Annotated in this window: 21 protein-coding genes; 6 read left to right on the top strand and 15 right to left on the bottom strand. The window is 71.8% G+C overall.

Going from position 1 to position 18,295, the window contains the following annotated elements; all coding sequences use genetic code 11:
• The first annotated feature begins 34 nt into the window (after positions 1-34).
• Positions 35-1,267 (top strand): HNH endonuclease signature motif containing protein, encoded by a 1,233-nt coding sequence (locus MUN33_RS08905; protein ID WP_244804570.1) that lies wholly within the window; start codon positions 35-37, stop codon positions 1,265-1,267.
• Between the two features lie 76 nt (positions 1,268-1,343).
• Here MUN33_RS08905 and MUN33_RS08900 read toward each other — a convergent pair whose 3' ends face one another.
• Positions 1,344-2,084, bottom strand: a complete 741-nt coding sequence (locus MUN33_RS08900; protein WP_244804569.1) for a hypothetical protein — start codon at positions 2,082-2,084, stop codon at positions 1,344-1,346.
• A gap of 64 nt (positions 2,085-2,148) precedes the next feature.
• Here MUN33_RS08900 and MUN33_RS08895 point away from each other — a divergent pair, with 64 nt between their 5' ends.
• Positions 2,149-2,718, top strand: coding sequence for a TetR/AcrR family transcriptional regulator (locus MUN33_RS08895; protein ID WP_244804568.1), 570 nt, complete (start codon positions 2,149-2,151; stop codon positions 2,716-2,718).
• Positions 2,719-2,748: 30 nt separating this feature from the next.
• Here MUN33_RS08895 and MUN33_RS08890 read toward each other — a convergent pair whose 3' ends face one another.
• Positions 2,749-3,702, bottom strand: a complete 954-nt coding sequence (locus MUN33_RS08890) for an NAD(P)H-dependent flavin oxidoreductase (RefSeq protein WP_369414946.1) — start codon at positions 3,700-3,702, stop codon at positions 2,749-2,751.
• Between the two features lie 70 nt (positions 3,703-3,772).
• Here MUN33_RS08890 and MUN33_RS08885 point away from each other — a divergent pair, with 70 nt between their 5' ends.
• Positions 3,773-4,093, top strand: a complete 321-nt coding sequence (locus MUN33_RS08885) for a hypothetical protein (protein ID WP_244804567.1) — start codon at positions 3,773-3,775, stop codon at positions 4,091-4,093.
• On the opposite strand, the gene MUN33_RS08880 is transcribed toward MUN33_RS08885, so the two are convergent.
• Complete coding sequence (locus tag MUN33_RS08880) at positions 4,069-4,545, bottom strand: flavodoxin family protein (protein ID WP_244804566.1); 477 nt, start codon at positions 4,543-4,545, stop codon at positions 4,069-4,071. The genes MUN33_RS08885 and MUN33_RS08880 overlap by 25 nt on opposite strands.
• 29 nt (positions 4,546-4,574) lie before the next feature.
• On the opposite strand from MUN33_RS08880, the gene MUN33_RS08875 reads away from it, so the two are divergent.
• Positions 4,575-5,288, top strand: a complete 714-nt coding sequence (locus MUN33_RS08875; RefSeq protein WP_244804565.1) for a glutamine amidotransferase-related protein — start codon at positions 4,575-4,577, stop codon at positions 5,286-5,288.
• A gap of 22 nt (positions 5,289-5,310) precedes the next feature.
• On the top strand, positions 5,311-5,889 hold the full coding sequence (locus MUN33_RS08870; protein ID WP_244804564.1) for a gamma carbonic anhydrase family protein: 579 nt from the start codon (positions 5,311-5,313) through the stop codon (positions 5,887-5,889).
• Here MUN33_RS08870 and MUN33_RS08865 read toward each other — a convergent pair.
• Genes MUN33_RS08865 through MUN33_RS08850 form a run of 4 tightly spaced genes read right to left on the bottom strand, consistent with a single transcriptional unit; the run spans position 5,882 to position 10,398 of the window.
• Entirely contained in the window at positions 5,882-6,643 is a 762-nt protein-coding gene (locus MUN33_RS08865) for an NAD-dependent deacylase (protein ID WP_244804563.1), read from the bottom strand. The two genes, MUN33_RS08870 and MUN33_RS08865, sit on opposite strands and share 8 nt — an antisense overlap.
• The gene (locus tag MUN33_RS08860; RefSeq protein WP_244804562.1) at positions 6,627-8,315 is read right to left on the bottom strand and encodes a purine-cytosine permease family protein; all 1,689 of its coding nucleotides are present in this window, start codon (positions 8,313-8,315) and stop codon (positions 6,627-6,629) included. The genes MUN33_RS08865 and MUN33_RS08860 overlap by 17 nt, the downstream gene beginning before the upstream one ends.
• Positions 8,316-8,374: 59 nt before the next feature.
• Positions 8,375-9,037 carry a dethiobiotin synthase gene (gene bioD / locus MUN33_RS08855; protein ID WP_244804561.1) on the bottom strand — a complete coding sequence of 221 codons (663 nt, stop codon included), beginning with the start codon at positions 9,035-9,037 and terminating at the stop codon, positions 8,375-8,377.
• Entirely contained in the window at positions 9,034-10,398 is a 1,365-nt protein-coding gene (locus MUN33_RS08850; protein WP_244804560.1) for an adenosylmethionine--8-amino-7-oxononanoate transaminase, read from the bottom strand. Before MUN33_RS08850 ends, bioD begins: the two co-directional genes overlap by 4 nt.
• Before the next feature lie 61 nt (positions 10,399-10,459).
• Here MUN33_RS08850 and MUN33_RS08845 point away from each other — a divergent pair, with 61 nt between their 5' ends.
• Positions 10,460-11,674: an aminotransferase class I/II-fold pyridoxal phosphate-dependent enzyme gene (locus MUN33_RS08845; protein WP_244804559.1), complete on the top strand. Its 1,215-nt coding sequence runs from the start codon at positions 10,460-10,462 to the stop codon at positions 11,672-11,674.
• Here the strand turns inward: MUN33_RS08845 and MUN33_RS08840 are convergent.
• The 8 genes from MUN33_RS08840 to MUN33_RS08805 all read right to left on the bottom strand — a co-directional run bounded on the left by MUN33_RS08840 (position 11,586) and on the right by MUN33_RS08805 (position 18,128).
• Positions 11,586-12,500: an urease accessory protein UreD gene (locus MUN33_RS08840; protein WP_244804558.1), complete on the bottom strand. Its 915-nt coding sequence runs from the start codon at positions 12,498-12,500 to the stop codon at positions 11,586-11,588. The two genes, MUN33_RS08845 and MUN33_RS08840, sit on opposite strands and share 89 nt — an antisense overlap.
• Positions 12,497-13,141 (bottom strand): urease accessory protein UreG, encoded by a 645-nt coding sequence (ureG, locus tag MUN33_RS08835; protein WP_244804557.1) that lies wholly within the window; start codon positions 13,139-13,141, stop codon positions 12,497-12,499. Before ureG ends, MUN33_RS08840 begins: the two co-directional genes overlap by 4 nt.
• A 13-nt stretch (positions 13,142-13,154) precedes the next feature.
• Positions 13,155-13,871 carry an urease accessory protein UreF gene (locus MUN33_RS08830; protein ID WP_244804556.1) on the bottom strand — a complete coding sequence of 239 codons (717 nt, stop codon included), beginning with the start codon at positions 13,869-13,871 and terminating at the stop codon, positions 13,155-13,157.
• Complete coding sequence (ureC, locus tag MUN33_RS08825; protein WP_244804555.1) at positions 13,871-15,598, bottom strand: urease subunit alpha; 1,728 nt, start codon at positions 15,596-15,598, stop codon at positions 13,871-13,873. Before ureC ends, MUN33_RS08830 begins: the two co-directional genes overlap by 1 nt.
• The gene (locus MUN33_RS08820; RefSeq protein WP_244804554.1) at positions 15,595-15,969 is read right to left on the bottom strand and encodes an urease subunit beta; all 375 of its coding nucleotides are present in this window, start codon (positions 15,967-15,969) and stop codon (positions 15,595-15,597) included. The genes ureC and MUN33_RS08820 overlap by 4 nt, the downstream gene beginning before the upstream one ends.
• 9 nt (positions 15,970-15,978) lie before the next feature.
• Complete coding sequence (locus MUN33_RS08815) at positions 15,979-16,713, bottom strand: hypothetical protein (protein ID WP_244804553.1); 735 nt, start codon at positions 16,711-16,713, stop codon at positions 15,979-15,981.
• 4 nt (positions 16,714-16,717) lie between these two features.
• On the bottom strand, positions 16,718-17,023 hold the full coding sequence (locus MUN33_RS08810) for an urease subunit gamma (RefSeq protein WP_244804552.1): 306 nt from the start codon (positions 17,021-17,023) through the stop codon (positions 16,718-16,720).
• Positions 17,024-17,294: 271 nt separating this feature from the next.
• The gene (locus MUN33_RS08805) at positions 17,295-18,128 is read right to left on the bottom strand and encodes an alpha/beta fold hydrolase (protein WP_244804551.1); all 834 of its coding nucleotides are present in this window, start codon (positions 18,126-18,128) and stop codon (positions 17,295-17,297) included.
• Positions 18,129-18,295 lie beyond the last annotated feature (167 nt).

Below are 18,295 nucleotides of genomic sequence, written 5' to 3'. Positions count from 1 at the left end.
CACTTCAGGAAGCAAACATAAAGGGGGGATCACAGTGACGACCACGACACCGACGACACCGGCAGCGCCCGTGACGGGCGTCGACGCGATCCAGCGCCACCTGAACATGGGGGAGATGGTGCTGGTGGCCCATCTGATGTCGCTCCCCGGGGACGCCCGGATGTCCGCGGCCACGGCGCTGCGGGGACGGTCCCGCGCCGACGCGGTCCGCTTCGCACACTCGGCCGATCTCGCAGCCCGGAACATCGAGCTCTTCGCGGCCGTCGTCGGCAGCGGGGTGGTCACCGCGGAGCACCTCGACCTGGTCTGGGGCAGGCTCAACCGGCAGATGGTCACCGTTCCGCTCGCCCGGCAGGAGGAGATCCTCGGTCACCTGGACGCCGCCGTGAACACGCACGTCACCCCGTGGCTGCGGGCCGCCACCGCGCCGGTGTCGCTCACCGAACTGCGCGACCGGGTCGACGAGGCCATCCTGGACATCGCGCCCGGCCTGGCCGCGGAGACCGCCGTCGCCGAAGAGGACTCCGCGACGCTCCGTCGCCGGGGCAACACCTTCATCTTCACCGCCGGGTGCGAGACCACCAGTGCCGCGATCGACGCAGGCCTGGAGAAGAAGGTGCGCGATCTGCTCGCCGGGCTGCGCCGTGAACGCCTGCTGCTCCCCGAGGAGGAGCAGACCTCCCTCCCCACCCCGTCACAGCTCAAGGCGCAGATCCTGATGGAACTGCTCGGCAACACCCCGGAGACCATGACCATCCGGGTGAACCTGTTCCGTGCGACGCGGGACGGCATCCACGGCACAGGTGCCGGGTATGTCGCCGGTGTCGGCTGGGTCGACGCCCGCACCGCGGACCGGTTCGAGGGGGCGGCGACGACGGTCAAGGAGATCCCGCTCGACCCCGCCGAGCATCCCGAGTCCGACGGCTACCCGTTCCTCCTGCAGGACCGGAACTACCTCGAGGGGCGCGACGCGACCTGCCGGTTCCCCCAGTGCACCGTCCCGGCGAACCTGTGCGAGAACGACCACATCGTCAACTCCCCCGCCACCGACCCCACCAGTGACGGGCCGACGAGTGTCCGCAACGGCCAGAAACTGTGCCGCCCCCACCACCGGCTGAAGACCGCCGGGACGTGGACCTGCTCCACCCCGGACGACGGCTTCACCATCCACTGGACCGGTCCCGACGGCCGGAGCTACACCACCCACGCGACCGGACCACTCGCCCGGGCCTGGCACGACACCCCCGACGACCCCGAGCCCGACTGACGTCCGGACCACCCGGGACAACCCAACACCCCGCCCCTCCCCGGGTGCCGGGGTCACAGGTACGCGCCCGAGGCGGTCAGTACCCGTCGTCCATGGCCACCTCGTGCAGTTCCTCCGACACCTTCCCCGCCAGCGCCCGGTCCTCCCACAAGGTCGTGACGACGGATTCACTGCTACCGTCCGGCAGCGACGGCACGGCGCCGACCAGTCCTTCCCGCATATGCCGGAACACCCGGCTCTGCGCCTGGCGCCGGGCGAACGGTACCGGCGCGATGTCGCGTCCCGTGTGGTGCTGGACGTCGGGGATCAACCCCCAGCTGCTCCGGTAGATGTCGTAGCCGTGGAGTTCCTCGCAGTTGTCCAGCATGACGGTGTCGTCGACGTGGATGCGGTCGTAGTTCGGCGACTCGGTCTCGTCCACGCACTCCAGCTGTTCCTTGTCGAGGAAGCTGACCCACATCGTGGTCTGCGCACCGGGACGCCGGTACGGTGCGGCGGCGATGTAGCCGCGTGGGCTGACGTGGGCGGTGAAGGCGGTCGCCGTGTCGGGTACGCACGCCCGGATGAACGGGACGACCGGGGAGACCCCGTGGGTCCTCAGCTTGCTGCGCATCACCCCCGGCGACGCATTGGAGCCGACGGCGACGACGGCCGTGCGGTCGAGGTCGTCGGCGATCCCCACCAGCCCGACCTCGCCGGGGAAATACCCGTCGGCGGTCAGCGTCCCGGAGGTGGTGGGCCAGGGTCCGGGGTACAGCCAGGGCGTGGCCGTGAGGTCGACGTCGAGACAGGGCGCGTGCTCAGGTACAGCAGTCATGGCGTTTCCCACCCTACGCGACCCTGCCAGTGAGTCACACCAGTCACACGTTACGATCCGGTACATGCGTACAACCACCCGCCGGGACGGGATCTTCGACGCCGTCGACCGGCTCATCGGCACAGGGGGGATCCAGGCGGTGAGCATGCGTGCCGTCGCCGCGGAGGCCGGTGTGTCCCTCCGCCTCGTCCAGTACTACGGGAAGGACAAGAACACCCTGCTCACCGCGTCCCTGCAACGGTTGTCGGACCGCAGCATCCGCCGGTGGCGGGAACAGCGTTCCCGGGACGCCTCCCTGCGGTCCGTCATCGGCGGGTACTTCGCGGCCACGCTCCCCGTCGACGACGAGACCCGGGCGTTCCACCGCATCAGCGTGTCCATGGAGCACATGGCGGTCACCGGCACCGAACCGGCGGCCTCCGCCTACCGCGCCCATCTCGCGGCGACCGGTGCCGAGTTCACGGCCGCCTGCCTGGACGCCGTACCGGAGCTCGGGGAGGAGACCGCCGGCAGCATCGTCAACACCGCCATGGCGCTGGGGCACGGCCTGGGGTCACTGCTGATGGCCGGTCGTGTCACCGAGGAGTCCGCGCGGGCGACCGTCGCCGCCATGGTCGCCGACCTGCCCGACTGACCCCGACCGCCCCCTGCCGACCCCGCCCCGTCAGAACCGTTTCAGCAGCTCGCCGGCCTCCTGGGCCATCCGTGCGACGGTCTCCCCCGCCGGTTCGCGTTGCCGCACGAGCCCGACGGCCTGCCCGGCGTGGAGCTTGAGGTCGTCGGCGTAGCGTCCGCCCGGGGCGCGCGCGGCGACGAGTTCCTCGTCGGTCACCGAGGCGTCGTCGCCGTAGCGGTCGACGAAGTCGTTGCGCACGGTCCGTGTCGGCCATGTCGCGGTGTCCCAGGCGACCTGCTCGGCACGGTCGTAGATCCCGGTCAGCACCGTGCTGCGGGAGGACGACGTCACCGCCGCGGCCTTGAGTTCCTCGGACCCCAGCGATTCCGGCGACGCCAGCAGGGCCGTCCCGATCCAGGCCGCGTCCGCCCCGGCGGCGAGGACGGCGGCGAGCCCACGTCCGGTACCCACCCCGCCCGCCACCGCGATCGGGACGCCCGGGGCGTGGACCGCGGTGTAGCCGAGCACCTGCTGCATCAGCGGCATCGTCCCGATCCGGCCGGTGTGTCCGCCGGCGTCGGTGCCCTGCACGCAGAGCACGTCCACCTCCGCTTCGAGGGCCTGGCGGACCTGCGGCATGTCGTTGACCGGCGCCACCACGCTGATCCCGGCGGCGTGTGCGCGGACGACCCACGGCGACGGGTCGCCGAAGGCCAGCGACACCACGGTCGGACCGGCCTCGACCGCGGCGTCGAACACCTCCTCGGTGAGGGCCCAGACCATCAGCCCGATGCCGAAGTTGCCTCCCTCACGGGCGACCGCGGCCTGTTCCCGGATCCACTCCGGGGACGTCGACGCACCCACGCCGATCATCCCGAGTCCCCCGGCGCGGCTCACCGCGGCGGCGAGGTCACCGCCGGCCCGGCCAGCCATCGGGGCTCCGACGATCGGCAGGTCGATGCCCCACAGTCTCGTCAGCAGCGTGTCGGGTAACTGTGTCACGGTGGTGCTTCCTCCAGTCTGTCTTCCGGTCTGTCTTCGCGGCGTTCGCCTCAAGGGTAGCCTGGCACGCATGGACATGACACTGAAGAACGCCACGGACGTCAACACCGCCGCCGTCACCACCCTGGGCCTCGTCGGCGGGTGGGTCAGCGCCCGCGAGACCGGCGTCCGGCCCCTCGGCGGGGTCCTGCTCGCCGCCGCCGGTGTGTACGCCGGACGGACCTGGCTGGCCAAGGGTGGCCCGGCGCTGACCGCCGGGTTGACCACCGCCTACGTCGCCGGTTTCGGCCTCTCCCACCCGCTGGCGAAGAAGATGGGTTCCTGGCCGGCCGTGCTCGCCGTGACCGCCGGCGTGGCCGGCGCGTCCTACGTGCTGGCGGACAGGAAGTAGGCGCCCACGGTGTTCTCCGCCAGGGCCCGGAGTTCGTCGAGGTGGGGCTCGACGTCGCCGGTGAAGGCCACGGGTTCGGCGGCTGAGGTCCAGCCGAACCCGGTGGCGATCTTCTCCAGCGCGTTCTCGGCGCCGGTGGTGTCGTAGCCGCCGCGGATCCAGTAGGAGTACAGCTTGTCCCGGTCCTGGTTCTGCAGGAACGTGGAGTCCAGGTAGTGTTTCAGCGCCCCGGAGATGTACCCGAAGTTCGCGGTGGTCCCCAGGATCACCGCCGCCGCGTCGTGGAGCTCGTCGCCGTCCGGGTCCAGGGCGTCGCGTTCCCGGATCTCCAGGGGCTCGTCGAGTTGCTCACTGACCTGGGCGGCCGCGTCGCGGGCGGCGTCGACGACGGTGGCCGCGATCATGCGGAGCTTGTCGGTCGGACTGTGGTGGACGATCAGCACATGAGCCATACCTCCATGATGCACGTATCCTGGGCGGCATGGCAGACACCGACCTCAGCACCACCGTCCTGCGGCACGTCTCCTTCGAGGACGCCGGCTCGTGGGACGGGCTCCTGCGGCCCACCTACGTCGATGTCGGCGTCGACTTCCCGCCCGGCCCGGTGGACGCCGACCTGCTGGTGGTGATGGGTGGTCCGGTCAACGCCGAGGACGGCGACTACCCGTACCTCGCCGACGAGATCGAGCTCATCCGTTCCCGCCACGCCGCGGGACGGCCGGTGCTGGGCGTGTGCCTCGGCGCGCAGCTCCTCGCCCTCGCGTTGGGCGGCCGGGTGGTCCCGTCCTCCGGTCCGATGCAGATCGGCTGGTCGCCGGTGACGCTCACGGACGCCGGGGCGTCCGGCCCGCTGCGTGCCCTGGAGGGCCGTCCCGTCCTGCACTGGCACGGTGACCGCATCGAGCTGCCGGTCGGCCCGGCGGCGGCAGCGGCCGGGGTGCAGCGTCTCGCCTACGACGACGACACCCCGGTCCAGGCGTTCCGGTCGAACCACGCCCTCGGGCTGCAGTTCCATCCGGAGATCGTCCCGGAGCATGTCGAACGGTGGCTGCTGGGGCACCACACCGACCTGGTGCACCAGGGGGTGGATGTCGGCGGGCTGCGCCGGCAGACCGCGGAGATGGCCCCGCATCTGGTCGAACCGTCGCAGCAGATGGTGGTGGAGTGGATCCGCAGCGTGGGGCTCATCGACTGACGGGGTCGTTAGAGTGGGGAACATGGACATCTACCAGAACCCCCGTACCAGCGGCCCCCTGATCCTCCCGTTCGACGGACGGGTGCCGCGTATCCACGAGTCCGCCTACATCGCCCCGACGGCGGTGATCATCGGCGACGTGGAGATCGGCCCGGACTCCTCGGTCTTCTACGGCGTCGTCATCCGTGCCGACGTCGGGGCGATCCGCATCGGTGCGCGCACCAACATCCAGGACAACAGCGTGCTGCACGTCGACACCGGGACGTCCAGTGTGCTCGGCGACGACGTGACCGTGGGGCACCAGGCGCTCGTCCACGGCAGCCGGGTGGGCGACGGCACCCTGGTCGGCATGTCGTCCTCCCTGCTCAGCGGCTCGTCGGTGGGCGCCGGGACGCTCATCGGCGCCGGCGCCACCGTGCTGGAGGGGCAGGACGTGCCGGACGGTGTGCTCGCCGCCGGGCTCCCGGCGAAGGTCCGGCGTGAGCTGACCCCGGAGGAGCGCACCGGGCTGGTCACCCACGCGGGCCACTACGTGGACATCGCGAAGGCGCAGGTTCCCCCGGGCGACGCCCTGAGCATCGACGAGGTCCGCTTCAGCTGAGCAGCTGCGGCAGCCCCACGGCCGCGGTGGTGCGCAGCGACCAGGTGGCCAGGGGTGTCAGGTCGGTGTCGTCGGGGCTGACCTCCACGACGGGCACGCCCCGGGACGCCGCGATCCGCGGCAGGCCGGCCGCGGGGTACACCACCCCGCTCGTCCCGACGACGACCACCAGGTCGCAGGTCCGCATGGACTCCTCGGCCGCGGCGAACTCAGCCTGCGGCAGCGACTCGCCGAACCAGACCACGCCCGGCCGCACCAGTCCCCCGCAGTCCCGGCACGCCGGGGGCGGAAGGCGGTCGGCCGGAGCGTCGTCGAGGGACGGCAGGTCCGGTTCGTCGGCGGGCGCGCCGCAGACGGCGCAGCGGAAGGCGAACAGGCTGCCGTGGAGATGCGAGACGTCGCTGCTGCCGGCCTGTTCGTGCAGGTCGTCGATGTTCTGGGTGGTCACGTGCACGGACACGCCCGGCGCGTCCTGCCAGGCCGCCACCGCCCGGTGGCCGGCGTGGGGGACGGCGGCGCGGGCCTTCGCGGCGCGCCACAGGTACCAGGCCCACATCGGCCCGGGGTCCCGGGACCAGGCGTCGACGCTCGCCAGCGCCTGCGGGTCCACCCGGCTCCACAGCCCGGTGGTGGCGTCCCGGAAGGTGTCGAGGCCGGAGTCCGCGCTCATCCCCGCGCCGGTGAACACCTCGACGCGTCGGGCGTCGCGGACGGCGGTCTGCAGGTCAGCGGGCAGATCATCGGGCAGGGTCATGCTCCAAGGGTAGGACGTGCTCCCCCGAGGCGTCCAGGGTCAGCGCCAACGAGGAGATGTACCTCGTCTCCCCGTCCGGCCCCGGCACGGCGGAGGCCAGCATGTCGGGACGCTCACAGGATTCACCGGTCACCGCGCAGGTCAGCCGCACGTCCGAGGGGTTGCCGTCGGCGTCCTCCATGGGCAGGTCGATGCCGTCCGAGCTGCGGCGCAGGTACCAGCGGCCCTTCGTCAGCACCGCCGTCAGCGGGGTGACGACCACCGCGATCCCGGCGGCGACCAGCGGGGAGAACGGTGCCACGGCGTCACCGAACGCACCGAAGAACATGGCGATGGACACCCCGCCGGACAACAGGACCGACACGATCCCGACCGGGTTGTAGTCGAAGAGCATGCCCCGGCGGAACTCCGGGCGCCGCGGCGAGATCCCCAGCAGGTACTTGTTCACCACGATGTCCGCGGCGACGGTGAAGATCCAGGCGATCGCCAGGTTGGAGTAGAAGCTCAGCACGAAGCTGAGCACGCTGAACATGTTGAACTCCATCAGCGCCAGGGAGATCGACACGTTGAGCACCACGAACCACACACGCCCCGGGTAGCGGTTGGTGGTGCGCGAGTAGATGTTCGTCCAGGCCAGCGACCCGCAGTAGGCGTTGGTGGTGTTGATCTTGATCTGGGAGATCACCACCAGCACCACCGCCAGGGTCACCGCCAGCCAGCTGGGCATCATCTGGCGGTACTCCGTCATGAACTGGTTCACCGGTTCCACGGCGATGTCCGCGTTCTGGCCCACCACCGAGATCATGTACACCGCGAGGAAGACACCGAGGATCTGCTTGACCGCCCCGAGCACCACCCAGCCGGGTCCGCCGCAGACCACCGCGGCCCACCAGGAACGGCGGTTGGCGTCCGTCTTCGGCGGCATGAACCGCAGGTAGTCGATGTTCTCGGCGATCTGGGCGGTCAGTGACAGGCACACGGCGGCGGCGAGCATCATCGCCGCGAAGGAGACCGGCGCGTTGTTCTCGCCGCCGTACTCCAGGAACGTGCCCACCGAGGACGGCTCCTGGACGACCAGGACGGCCAGGGGGACGAACATCATCACCAGCCACAGCGGGTTGGTCCACGAGTGCAGTTTCGACAGCAGCTTCATGCCGTAGACGACCAGGGGGATGATCATCAGTGAGCTGACCGCGTACCCGGCCCACAGCGGCAGCCCGAGCCCGACCTTCAGCCCCTGCGCCATGATCGCCCCCTCCGTGGCGAACAGGATGAAGGTGAAGGAGACGAAGATGAGGTTGGTGATCACCGACCCCTTGTAGCCGAACCCGGAGCCGCGGGTGATCAGGTCGAGGTCCACGTTGTAGCGGGCGGCGTAGTAGGCCAGCGGGAAGCTGGAGACGAAGATCAGCACCGCAGCGATGACGATGCCGCCGACGGCGTTGGTGGTGCCGTGCTCGACGCCGATGGCCGCGCCGATGGAGAAGTCGGCGAGGTAGGCGATACCGCCCAGCGCGCTGGCGGCGACGGCGGCCGGCGTCCACCTGCGGTAGTGGCGCGGGGCGAACCGGAGGGAGAAGTCCTCGGTGCCCACCGGGCTGGACGGCGCGGCGGGGTGGGATGTCGGTCGGGGTGCTGGATGGGGTGCTGTCTGGGTTGCTGTCTGGGTCATGCCACCGGACGCTACGGCCGCCGTTTTTCCGGCAGCGTCCCGTAGGGGTTTCCCGGAGGTTACGGTTCCGGCAGGTCCAGCCACCGCGGTGCACCGGCGCGGAACACCGCCCGGTCCAGCGCCCCGGCACTGGCGGGGATGCCGCCGAGCCACGGGCCGGCCGTCAGTTCCTCCAGCGTGGTCGCGGTGGCGACGTCGGTCGCGGTGGGGACAGGGGGCACAGAACCGCCGATGGTCCCCAGGCAGCGGATACCGCGGCGCTCCAGCGCCTCGAGGGTGAGGGCACAGTGGTTGAGGCTGCCCAGGAACGTCGTCGTCACCACGGCCACCGGCGCTCCGAGCCGGACGGCGAGATCGGCCAGCGTATGGTCACCGAGACTGACCAGCAGTCCCCCGGCACCTTCGACCAGCACGACCCGCCCCGGACCGTCGAGGGCCCGGATCCGTCGGGCGGTCTCGTCCAGCGCGGGCAGTTCCACGCCGGCCCGTCGTGCCGCGGCCACCGGCGCCAGCGGTTCGGGGCAGGTGGCGAAGCAGTGGGTGTCGGTGATCCCGGTCAGCGCGGTGACGGTGCGCAGGTCCCCGTGCCCCGGCGGCTCCCCGGTCTGCACGGGTTTGACCACGGTGACGTGGTGTCCGGCCTCCTCGGCGCAGACCGCGAGCGCGGCGGTGGCGACCGTCTTCCCCACGTCCGTTCCGGTACCGGTGACCAGGAGGATCACGGCTGCACCACCGCCTCGCACATGGCGGTGGTGATCCGGCGGACCTCGTCGTCGGTGCAGGTGAACGGCGGCATGGTGTAGAGCAGCCGGCCGAAGGGCCGCAGCCACACCCCGCGGTCGACGAGTGCGGCGGTGACCCGCGCGACGTCCACCGGGCTGCGGGTCTCCACCACGCCGATCGCCCCCAGCACGCGGACGTCGGCACAGTCGGCACCGTCGGCACCGTCCTGCAGCGGTTCCAGCCCCTCCCGCAGCAGCGCGGCGATGCGCGGCACCCGGTCGCGCCAGTAGCCGGACTCCGCCAGGTCCAGCGCCGCCAGGGAGACGGCGCAGGCCAGGGGGTTGCCCATGAACGTCGGGCCGTGCATCAACGCCCCGCCCCCGGGCGCGGAGTCCACGGCGGCGGCGACGCGGTCGGTGGTCAGCGTGGCGGCGAAGCTCATGAACCCGCCGGTGAGCGCCTTGCCCAGGCAGAGGATGTCGGGGACGACCCCGGCGGCGGTGCCGACGAACATGTCGCCGGTGCGCCCGAACCCGGTGGCGATCTCGTCGAGGACCAGCAGCGCCCCGGTCTCGTCGCAGACCCGGCGCAGCCCGGTGACCAGCGCGTGGTCGTGGAAGCGCATGCCGCCGGCGCCCTGCACCACCGGTTCGACGATGACGGCGGCGACGTCCCCGTCCTCGATGGTGGCGCGCATCTGCGCCAGGTAGGTGTCGACGGTCTCGGCGGTACTGCCGCGGGGCGGTGGGGCGGGGACGAAGACCTGCGGGGTGAGCACCCCGGTCCACAGGGCGTGCATGCCGCCGTCGGGGTCGCAGACGCCCATCGGCCCCTGCGTGTCGCCGTGGTAGCCGCCGCGCCAGGTCAGGAAGCGGGTGCGGTCGGGACGTCCGACGCCGCGCTGGTACTGCAGCGCCGCCTTCATCGCGACCTCCACCGCCACCGAGCCGGAGTCGGAGAAGAACACCGATGTCAGCGGGTCGCCGCGCAGGTCGGTGCCGTCAGGCCCGTCAGGCCCGTCAGGTACGGAAACCGCGGCGACGAGGCGTTCGGCGAGTTCCGCGGCGGGGCGGTGGGTCAACCCGCCGAACATCACGTGGCTCATCCGGTCGATCTGCCGGTGCGCGGCGGCACGGAGGTGCGGGTGCCCGTGCCCGTGGCACGCGGCCCACCAGGAGCTCATGCCGTCGATGACCTCGCGGCCGTCGGCCAGGTGCAGGCGGGTGCCGGACGTGGCGGCCACCGGCAGGTTCTCCGCCGCGCCGTGGCGTGGGGCGTAGGGGTGCCAGACGTGCCGCCGGTCGGCGTCGGTGACACGCGACGGGGCCCAGTGCTCGGTGCTGTGGTCTACACTATTCACGCCACCAGGCTATACACCGTTCAATACAGTGTTCAATACATCCTTCAACCAAGGAGCCGCCGTGACCACCCCCACCGGTCTGAGCCCCCACCTCACCGACCGTCTGCGCACCTGGCGCGCGGCCGGACTGGGCCGCACCACCGTCGACCTGGCCAGCGGACAGCACCCCGTCGTCGACGTCGACGGTGACCGACGGCTGCTGTTCTCCTCCAGCAACTACCTGGGACTGTCCCACCACCCGGACGTCGTGGCCGCCGCCGTGGACGCCACCCGCACCTTCGGCACCGGCGCCGGGGGCTCCCGGCTGACCACCGGCTCCACCACCCTGCACCGCCGGCTCGAGGAGGAGCTCGCCGACTGGCTGGGCTACCCGGACTGCGTCCTGTTCCCCACCGGCTACGCCGCGAACCTCTCCGCCCTGACCGTCCTGGCCGACGACACCGTCACCGTCTACTCCGACGAACGCAACCACGCCAGCATCATCGACGGGTGCCGGGCGGCGAAGGGCAACGGAGCCACCGTCCACGTCTACGCCCACCGGGACCTCCCCGCGCTGCGCCGGCTGCTCGGCACCCGGACCACGCCGCACGGCCTCATAGTCACCGACGGGGTGTTCTCCATGGACGGGACGGTCGCCCCGGTCGACGGGCTGGTCGCCGTGGCACGCGAGCACGGCTGCCCCCTGCTCGTCGACGACGCCCACGGCATCGGCACCCTCGGCGACGGGCGCGGCAGCGCGGCACCCCGCTCCCCCGCGCCGGACGTCCTGGTCGGCACGCTGAGCAAGGCGCTCGGCGCGGAAGGCGGTTTCCTCTGCGCCGACACCACCACCTGTGACCTGGTCCGCAACCAGGCACGGCCCTTCATCTACTCCACCGCCTCCCCCGCACCGACCGTCGCCGCGGCCCTGGCGGCGGTCCGGCTGGTGCGCACCGACCCGGGCCACGTCCGGCGCCTGCAGGACAACGTGCACCGTCTGCGCCGGGGGCTCGGCGTGCACAACGCCTCCGGCACCCCGATCGTCCCGGTCCCGGTCGGCGACGAGACACAGGCGGTGGCCGTGGCGGAGTCGCTGCGCCAGGAGGGGTTCCACGTCCCGGCGATCCGCTACCCCACCGTGCCGCGCGGCCGGGCGATCCTGCGGGCCACGGTGATGGCCACGCACACCGACGCACAGATCGACGCGTTCACATCCGCCGCAGGTCGACTGCGCCCCGCCCCAGCAGGTGTTCCCGCGCCAGACCGTGCACCGACCCGACGAGCGCCCGCACACTGACCGGGTCGTCGCCGGCGACGCGCACGGTGACCCCGCCGTCACCGACCATCGTCGACGCCGCGGCCGTGAGCCGCCCCGACGCCGCCGGCAGGACGGCGCGCACCGCATCCAGCAGCGCCGGGACGGTGGACGGGGACGGCGGCACGACGAGCACCGTGCCCCACACCGGCCAGCCGGCCAGCAGCATCGCGGAGTGCGCGGTGGCACCGGTGACGCACAGCGTGTCCGACAGCAGCGGACGGCCGGCACGGGTGACCCGCACGCGCTGGGCGAGGGCGTCGAAACCGTCGCGTTCGCCGCGTGCGAGCCGGCCGGTCAGGGTCACCTCCGCGGCGAGCAGCGTGCCCCCGGGCGCGACGTCGACGTCGGTGGTCTGCAGCAGCCTCGACCCGGCGAAGAGGATCGTCTGGCCGGGCAGGTACTCGCACACCGCGCCGTCGGCCACGTGCAGGCTCACCCACTGCGACGCCATCCCGGCGTCCATCCGGTGCACCGGCGTGCCCGCCTGGGTGGTCACCGTGGCGCAGGCGTCCGGCGCCAGCGAGACACGCTGTCGGACGCGGTCGTTCTGGGCCAGTCCCCCGCCGGTGGTACGGATGTAGAGGAACGCCTGGCCCGGGGCGGCCGGGTCGATGTACAACGGGCGGGTCAGCTGCATCGGCGCCTTGACGAACCGGGAGTCCACCCCGGTGCGACCGTCACGGACGCCGAGCGTGACGTCGAGGATCCCGACCTTGCCGGGACGGCCCACCGGCACCGCCCCGACGCCGGGCCGCTCCCCGGCGAAGGCCGCCATCTCGTGCGGGACCGGCGGGGTGAGACTCACCCCCGGTACCCCTCCAGCTGCCGCTGCAGGTCGGCGATCCCCTGCCCGGAGAAGCAGTCGGTGAGGACCACGGAGGCGCCGTCGCGGACGTCGACGGCGTCGGCGTTCATCACCGCCAGGTCACAGCGCACGTAGGGGGCGATGTCGGTCTTGTTGATCACCAGGATGTCCGACTCGGTGATGCCCGGCCCCCGCTTCTTCGGCATCTTCTGCCCCTCGGCGGTGTCCAGGACGAAGACGAACACGTCCACCAGCGCCGGGGAGAAGGTCAGCGTGAGGTTGTCGCCGCCGGACTCGAAGAACAGGGTGTCGATCTCCGGGTGGTCGTCGAGCAGGTCGGCGGCGGTCATCAGGTTCATCGTCGGGTCGTCGCGCACCGCGGTGTGCGGGCAGGACCCGGTCTCCACCCCGATGACCACGTCGGGGCCGATCACGCCGTCCAGCTCCCGGCGGACGTGCATGGCGTCCTCCTGGGTGTAGATGTCGTTGGTGATCACCCCGACCCGGCGCCCCGCCGCGACGAAGCGCGGTACGAGGGCCTCGATCAGGGCGGTCTTCCCGGAGCCGACGGGCCCGCCGATGCCGATGCGCAGCGGTGATCCGGTGCCGGTGACGGGGTCGGGTGTACTCGGTGCGGTCATGGTCGTGTCCTCTCTAGCTCATGAACAGTCGGGCGGGGGCGGTCTCGTGCGCGGCGGAGGCGAGGTCGCTGCCGGGGCTCGCCCGCCCCAGCAGGCTCCAGTCGCCGTCGGCGAGGAGGTCCCGGGCGGTGCGGACGGCACGGTCGGTGACCTCGGCGATCACCGGGTGAGACGCGGCGACGGCGACCTGGGCGCCGATGTGGTCGCACTGGCGCAGCCGCAGCGCCGCCCCCGCCCAGCCGACGGCGAGGCCGGTGAGTTCGGTGGCGACCGCCGTCGCCCCGTCCATGCCGTGGGACGCGTGTACCACCCCGGCGGCGACGGCCTGGTTGCCGGGGGTCTCCTTCGCGGCGACCGCGGCGGCGTAGTCCCGCAGGACGCCCGACGGCTCCTCGCCGAGACGTCCGGCGACCTGCCCGGTGACCTGCAGCATCTGGCGTCCCACGCGCGTCGACGCCCGACGCAGCTCGTGGGTGACCTTCGTCGCCGACAGTTCATGGTCGAGGTCCACCAGGGTGGACAGGTCGACGGCCGTCGTCGCGACGGCGGTGGCGACCCCGTCGCCGGGCCCGGCGGTGTACCGCAGGTGGTCGAGCAGGGCGTCGGTGACCTGCCGCGTCCCGCGGACCCGTCCGGCCTGCACCAGGCCCTCCAGACCGTGGGACAGGGTGTAGCGGCCGGACGGGTAGGCGGAGTCGGCGTAGGTCAGGGCCTGCAGGAACGGGAGCATCAGAACAGGAAGAACTTCTGCGCCAGTGGCAGCGTCGTCGCCGGGTCGATCGTCGCGGCGACCCCGTCCACGGTGACCCGGTAGGTGTCCGGGTCCACGGCGATGTCGGCGATGCGGTCGTTGCGGACCATGTCCTTCTTGCCGATGTCCCTGGTGCCCGCGACCGGCAGGACGGTGGAGCGCAGCCCGAGCTGCTCCGGCACCCCGGCGGCGATCGACGCGGCGGACATGAACGTCACCCGGGTGTCCTGCAGTGCGGTGCCGTAGCCGGCGAACTGCCCGCGGTAGAGCACCGGCTGCGGCGTCGCCAGCGACGCGTTCGGGTCGCCCATCCGCGCGTAGGCGATCCTGCCCTGGCGCAGCACCAGGCGCGGCTTCGCGGCGAAGGAGTCGACCGGCCACAGCACCAGGTCCGCCAGCTTCCCCGGTTCCACGCTGCCCACGTACCCGCCGATGCCCTGGGCGAGGGCGGGGTTGAGCGTCATCTTCGCCACGTAGCGCAGCACCCGGTTGTTGTCGTCGCCTCGGCCGGCGTCCTCCTCCAGCGGCCCGAGCTGCTCCCGGCAGTGGTGGGCGGTCTGGAACGCGCGGATCCAGGACTCGCCGACGCGCCCCATCGCCTGGGAGTCCGAGCTGAAGATGCTGATGAGGCCGAGGTCGTGCAGCACCGTCTCCGCGGCGATGGTCTCGGCGCGTACCCGGGAATCGGCGAAGGCCACGTCCTCCGGGATGTCGTGCGACAGGTGGTGGCAGACCATCACCATGTCCAGCAGCTCCTCCACCGAGTTCACCGTGTAGGGCAGCGTGGGGTTCGTGGAGGCGGGCAGCACGTTCGGCATCCCGGTGACGCGCAGGATGTCCGGGGCGTGCCCGCCGCCGGCACCCTCGGAGTGGAAGGTGTGCACCGGGCGTCCCTTGAACGCGCGTGCCGTGGACTCGAAGAAGCCGCCCTCGTTGAGGGTGTCGGTGTGGATGGCGAGCTGGACGTCGAACTCGTCGCAGACGTCCACCGCGGTGCGGATCGTCGCCGGGGTGGCACCCCAGTCCTCGTGGATCTTCAGCCCCGCCGCCCCGGCGCGGACCTGCTCGGCCAGCGCCTCCGGCAGGGAGCCGGACCCCTTGCCCAGGAAACCGGTGTTCACCGGCATGCCCTCGGCGGCCCGCAGCATGAAGCGCACACCGGACGGCCCGGGGGTGCACGTGGTGCCGAGGGTGCCCTCCGCCGGGCCGGTACCGCCGCCGAAGAACGTGGTGACACCGTTCGCCAGGCCGTGCTCCGCCTGCTGCGGGGTGATGTAGTGGATGTGGGTGTCCACGCCCCCGGCGGTGAGGATCCGGTGCTCCCCGGCGATGACCTCGGTGCCCGGGCCGATGACCAGGTCGGGGTCGACGCCGTCCTGCGTGTTGGGGTTGCCGGCCTTGCCGATCTTCACGATGCGGCCGTCGCGGATGCCGACGTCGCCCTTGACCACACCGGCCACCGCGTCGAGGACGACGACCCCGGTGATCACGGTGTCGAGCGCCCCGGACGCGGCGGTGGCGGTGGGGTCCTGCGCCATGCCGTCGCGCACCGCCTTCCCGCCGCCGTACACCGACTCGTCCCCGTAGGAGCCGGCGAGATGGTCGTGCTCGACGCGGACGGTGAGGCAGGTGTCCGCCAGGGTGAGCGTGTCGCCGGTGGTCGGCCCGTAGATCTCGGTGTAGCGGGACCGGTCGATGGTGCTCATGGGCGTGTCTCCAGGTCGGTCAGGGGGTCGTTGGTGGCGAGGAACCCCGGCAGGTCCTCCAGGGCACGGGCCTTCACCGCCGGGTCGTCGAGGTGCCCTTCGACGAGGCCCGCGAAACCGTGCAGGACGCGCCGTCCGCCGAAGGCCACCAGGTCCACCTCGCGGGTGTCACCGGGCTCGAAGCGCACCGCCAGCCCGGACGGGATGTCCAGGTGCATCCCCCACGCCGCCTCCCGGTCGACGCTGAGGGCCGGGTTGACCTCGAAGAAGTGGTAGTGCGACCCCACCTGCACCGCCCGGTCGCCGGTGTTCGACACGCGCAGGGTGGCCGTGGAACGCCCCTGGTTCAGCTCGACGGTCGGTCCGGGCATCGGTGTCTCCTAATGGGTGTGGGTGTGGTCGTGGCTGTGGTCATGGCCGTGGGAGTGGGCGAACCCGGTCGCGTGGTCGGCGAGCAGACCGCCGGCGACGCCGTCGTCCCCGTGGTCGTGGAGCCGGTGCAGGGCGGTGTGCACCGCCCGCTGCACCGCCGTGGCCAGGGACGACGGGCGGAACAACGGGGTTGCCGCATCCGTCCCCGGGTACACGCCCAGGTCCGCACGGACCTCGGCGACCTGCGTCGCCCCGAGCAGGCCGAGCCGTCCGCGGGCGGTGTCCACCGACGGCCAGGACCCCTCGAAAGCGACCTCCACCAGCAGGTCCTCGGAGTACTGCTGCGCCAGGCGCACACGGCGCAGCAGTTCGGCGTCGGCGAACGGGTCGACGGTGCCGGCACGGAACAGCACGGCGTCGTACCCCGTCGCCGCGGACCGCAGGTGGCGTCGCATCTCGGCGATCGCCCGGGTGGCGTCGACCAACGACGGCGCGAGCACCACCTGCGTCCCGGAGCGCTGCGCCCACCGCAACGCCTGGGCGGCCTGGGTCACCGACGTCAGCGCCCGTCCCGTCCCCGCCGGGACGACCACCAGCGGGACGTCCTGCGCCCGCGCCCGCTCGGCATGTCCGGCGAGGTCACGCGGCGCGGTGGCCACCGCGACACCCGTGGCGTCCTGCAGTGCGGCGGGTGTCGGTGCCTCGGCGCCGGCGTAGAGGACGGTGGACGGTTCGACGGACATCCGGTCACATCCCGATCGGGTCGTGGACGCTGACGAGTTTCGTCCCGTCCGGGAACGTCGCCTCGACCTGGATCAGGGTCAGGTGGTCGCGGACGCCGTCCAGCACGTCGTCGTGGCCCAGGACCTGCGCGCCGATCGCCATCGCCTCAGCGACGGTGCGGCCGTCGCGGGCCGCCTCGATGACGGCCTCGGTGATCAGTGCGGTGGCCTCGGGCACGTTGAGGGCCAGCCCGCGGGCCCGCCGCCGTCGGCTGACCTCCGCAGCGGTGAAGATGAGGAGCTTCTCCTGCTCCCGGGGGGTGAGTTCCACGGCGCGTCCTTCCTGCTGCCGGCCAGGCAGCCGTCACCCCGCCCACGCTAGTGGCCGACCGGGGCCCGGAGTGTGGTGCGCACGGAGGTTTTACCGGGTGGAAACACGGTGGGGGTGGCCGGCGGGGTCCATCGCCCAACCCGGGTAGTGACGACATCCGCCTGGCGGCATTCGCACCCCATAAGTTTTTTATGAATGCAAAACCGCAGGTCAGTTTTTCTTAATCTACCTATGGGGTGCGATCGTCGACAGGCTTCCCCAGGGCACCTCGTCAGTCGGCGAGGAACTCCAGCAGGGAGGCGTTGAACTCCGCCGCGTGGCTGACGTTCAGGCCGTGCGGCGCACCCTCGATGACCGTGGTCCGGCTGTGCGGCACGGCCTCCGCCGTCCGCCGACCGGAGCCCTCGAAGGGGACGATGTCGTCGGAGTCGCCGTGCACGATCAGCGCCGGCACCCCGATCTTCGGCAGGTCCCCACGGAAGTCGGTGGTGCTGAAAGCGTCCATGCAGCCCAGCGCGGCCGTCTGGTCGCTCTGCCGGGCGAGCCGTACCGCCTCCTGCCGTGTCTCCTCGGCGACCTTCAGGTCGTCCCCGACGGAGAAGAAACCGGTGGTGAAGTCCTCGAAGAAGGCGTCCCGGTCGGCCTTCAGACCGTCCGCCATCCCCGCCGCAGCCTCCTCGGTGAGCGGCCCGTCCGGGTTGTCGTCGGTCGTCAACATGTACGGCGGCACCGCCGCGGCGAAGACGACACTGCGGATCCGCGAGGTGTCACCGACGCTGAAGTACCGCGCCACCTCACCACCACCCATCGAGAACCCGACGAGTGTGACGTCGGTGAGATCGAGCCCGGCGAGCACGTCGTCCAGGTCCCTGGCGAGCGTGTCGTACCCGTAACCGGAGTCGGGCTTGTCCGACCGTCCGAAACCCCGACGGTCGTAGGCGACGACGCGGTAGCCGTTCTTGCGCAGGACCTCCGTCTGCGCCGACCAGGATTCCGCCGACAGCGGCCACCCGTGGATCAGGACGACCGCCCGCCCCAGGTCGCCGTCGTCGCCACTGTCGTCGACGTGCAGGTTCACACCGTCACGTGTGGTGATCGTGCTCATGTCCGTGTCCTCCTTGAGAGAGTTCGGTTGCCCCACCGAGGGTACGTGGGCCACCACCGCCTGTGGGGTGCCCGGAGGCGCCGCCGACGTGTTTCACCCAGGTAAAACCTTCGTTTCCACCTCCGGAGCCCCCTGCCATCGCCGCCTCCGGGGCGGTAGCGTCGTCG

The organism is Corynebacterium kalidii (assembly GCF_022869005.1).
GTDB classification, from domain to species: Bacteria; Actinomycetota; Actinomycetes; order Mycobacteriales; family Mycobacteriaceae; genus Corynebacterium; species Corynebacterium kalidii.
Note: the sequence above shows the minus strand (reverse complement) of the source record. Positions and strands in the feature narration are given on the sequence as shown.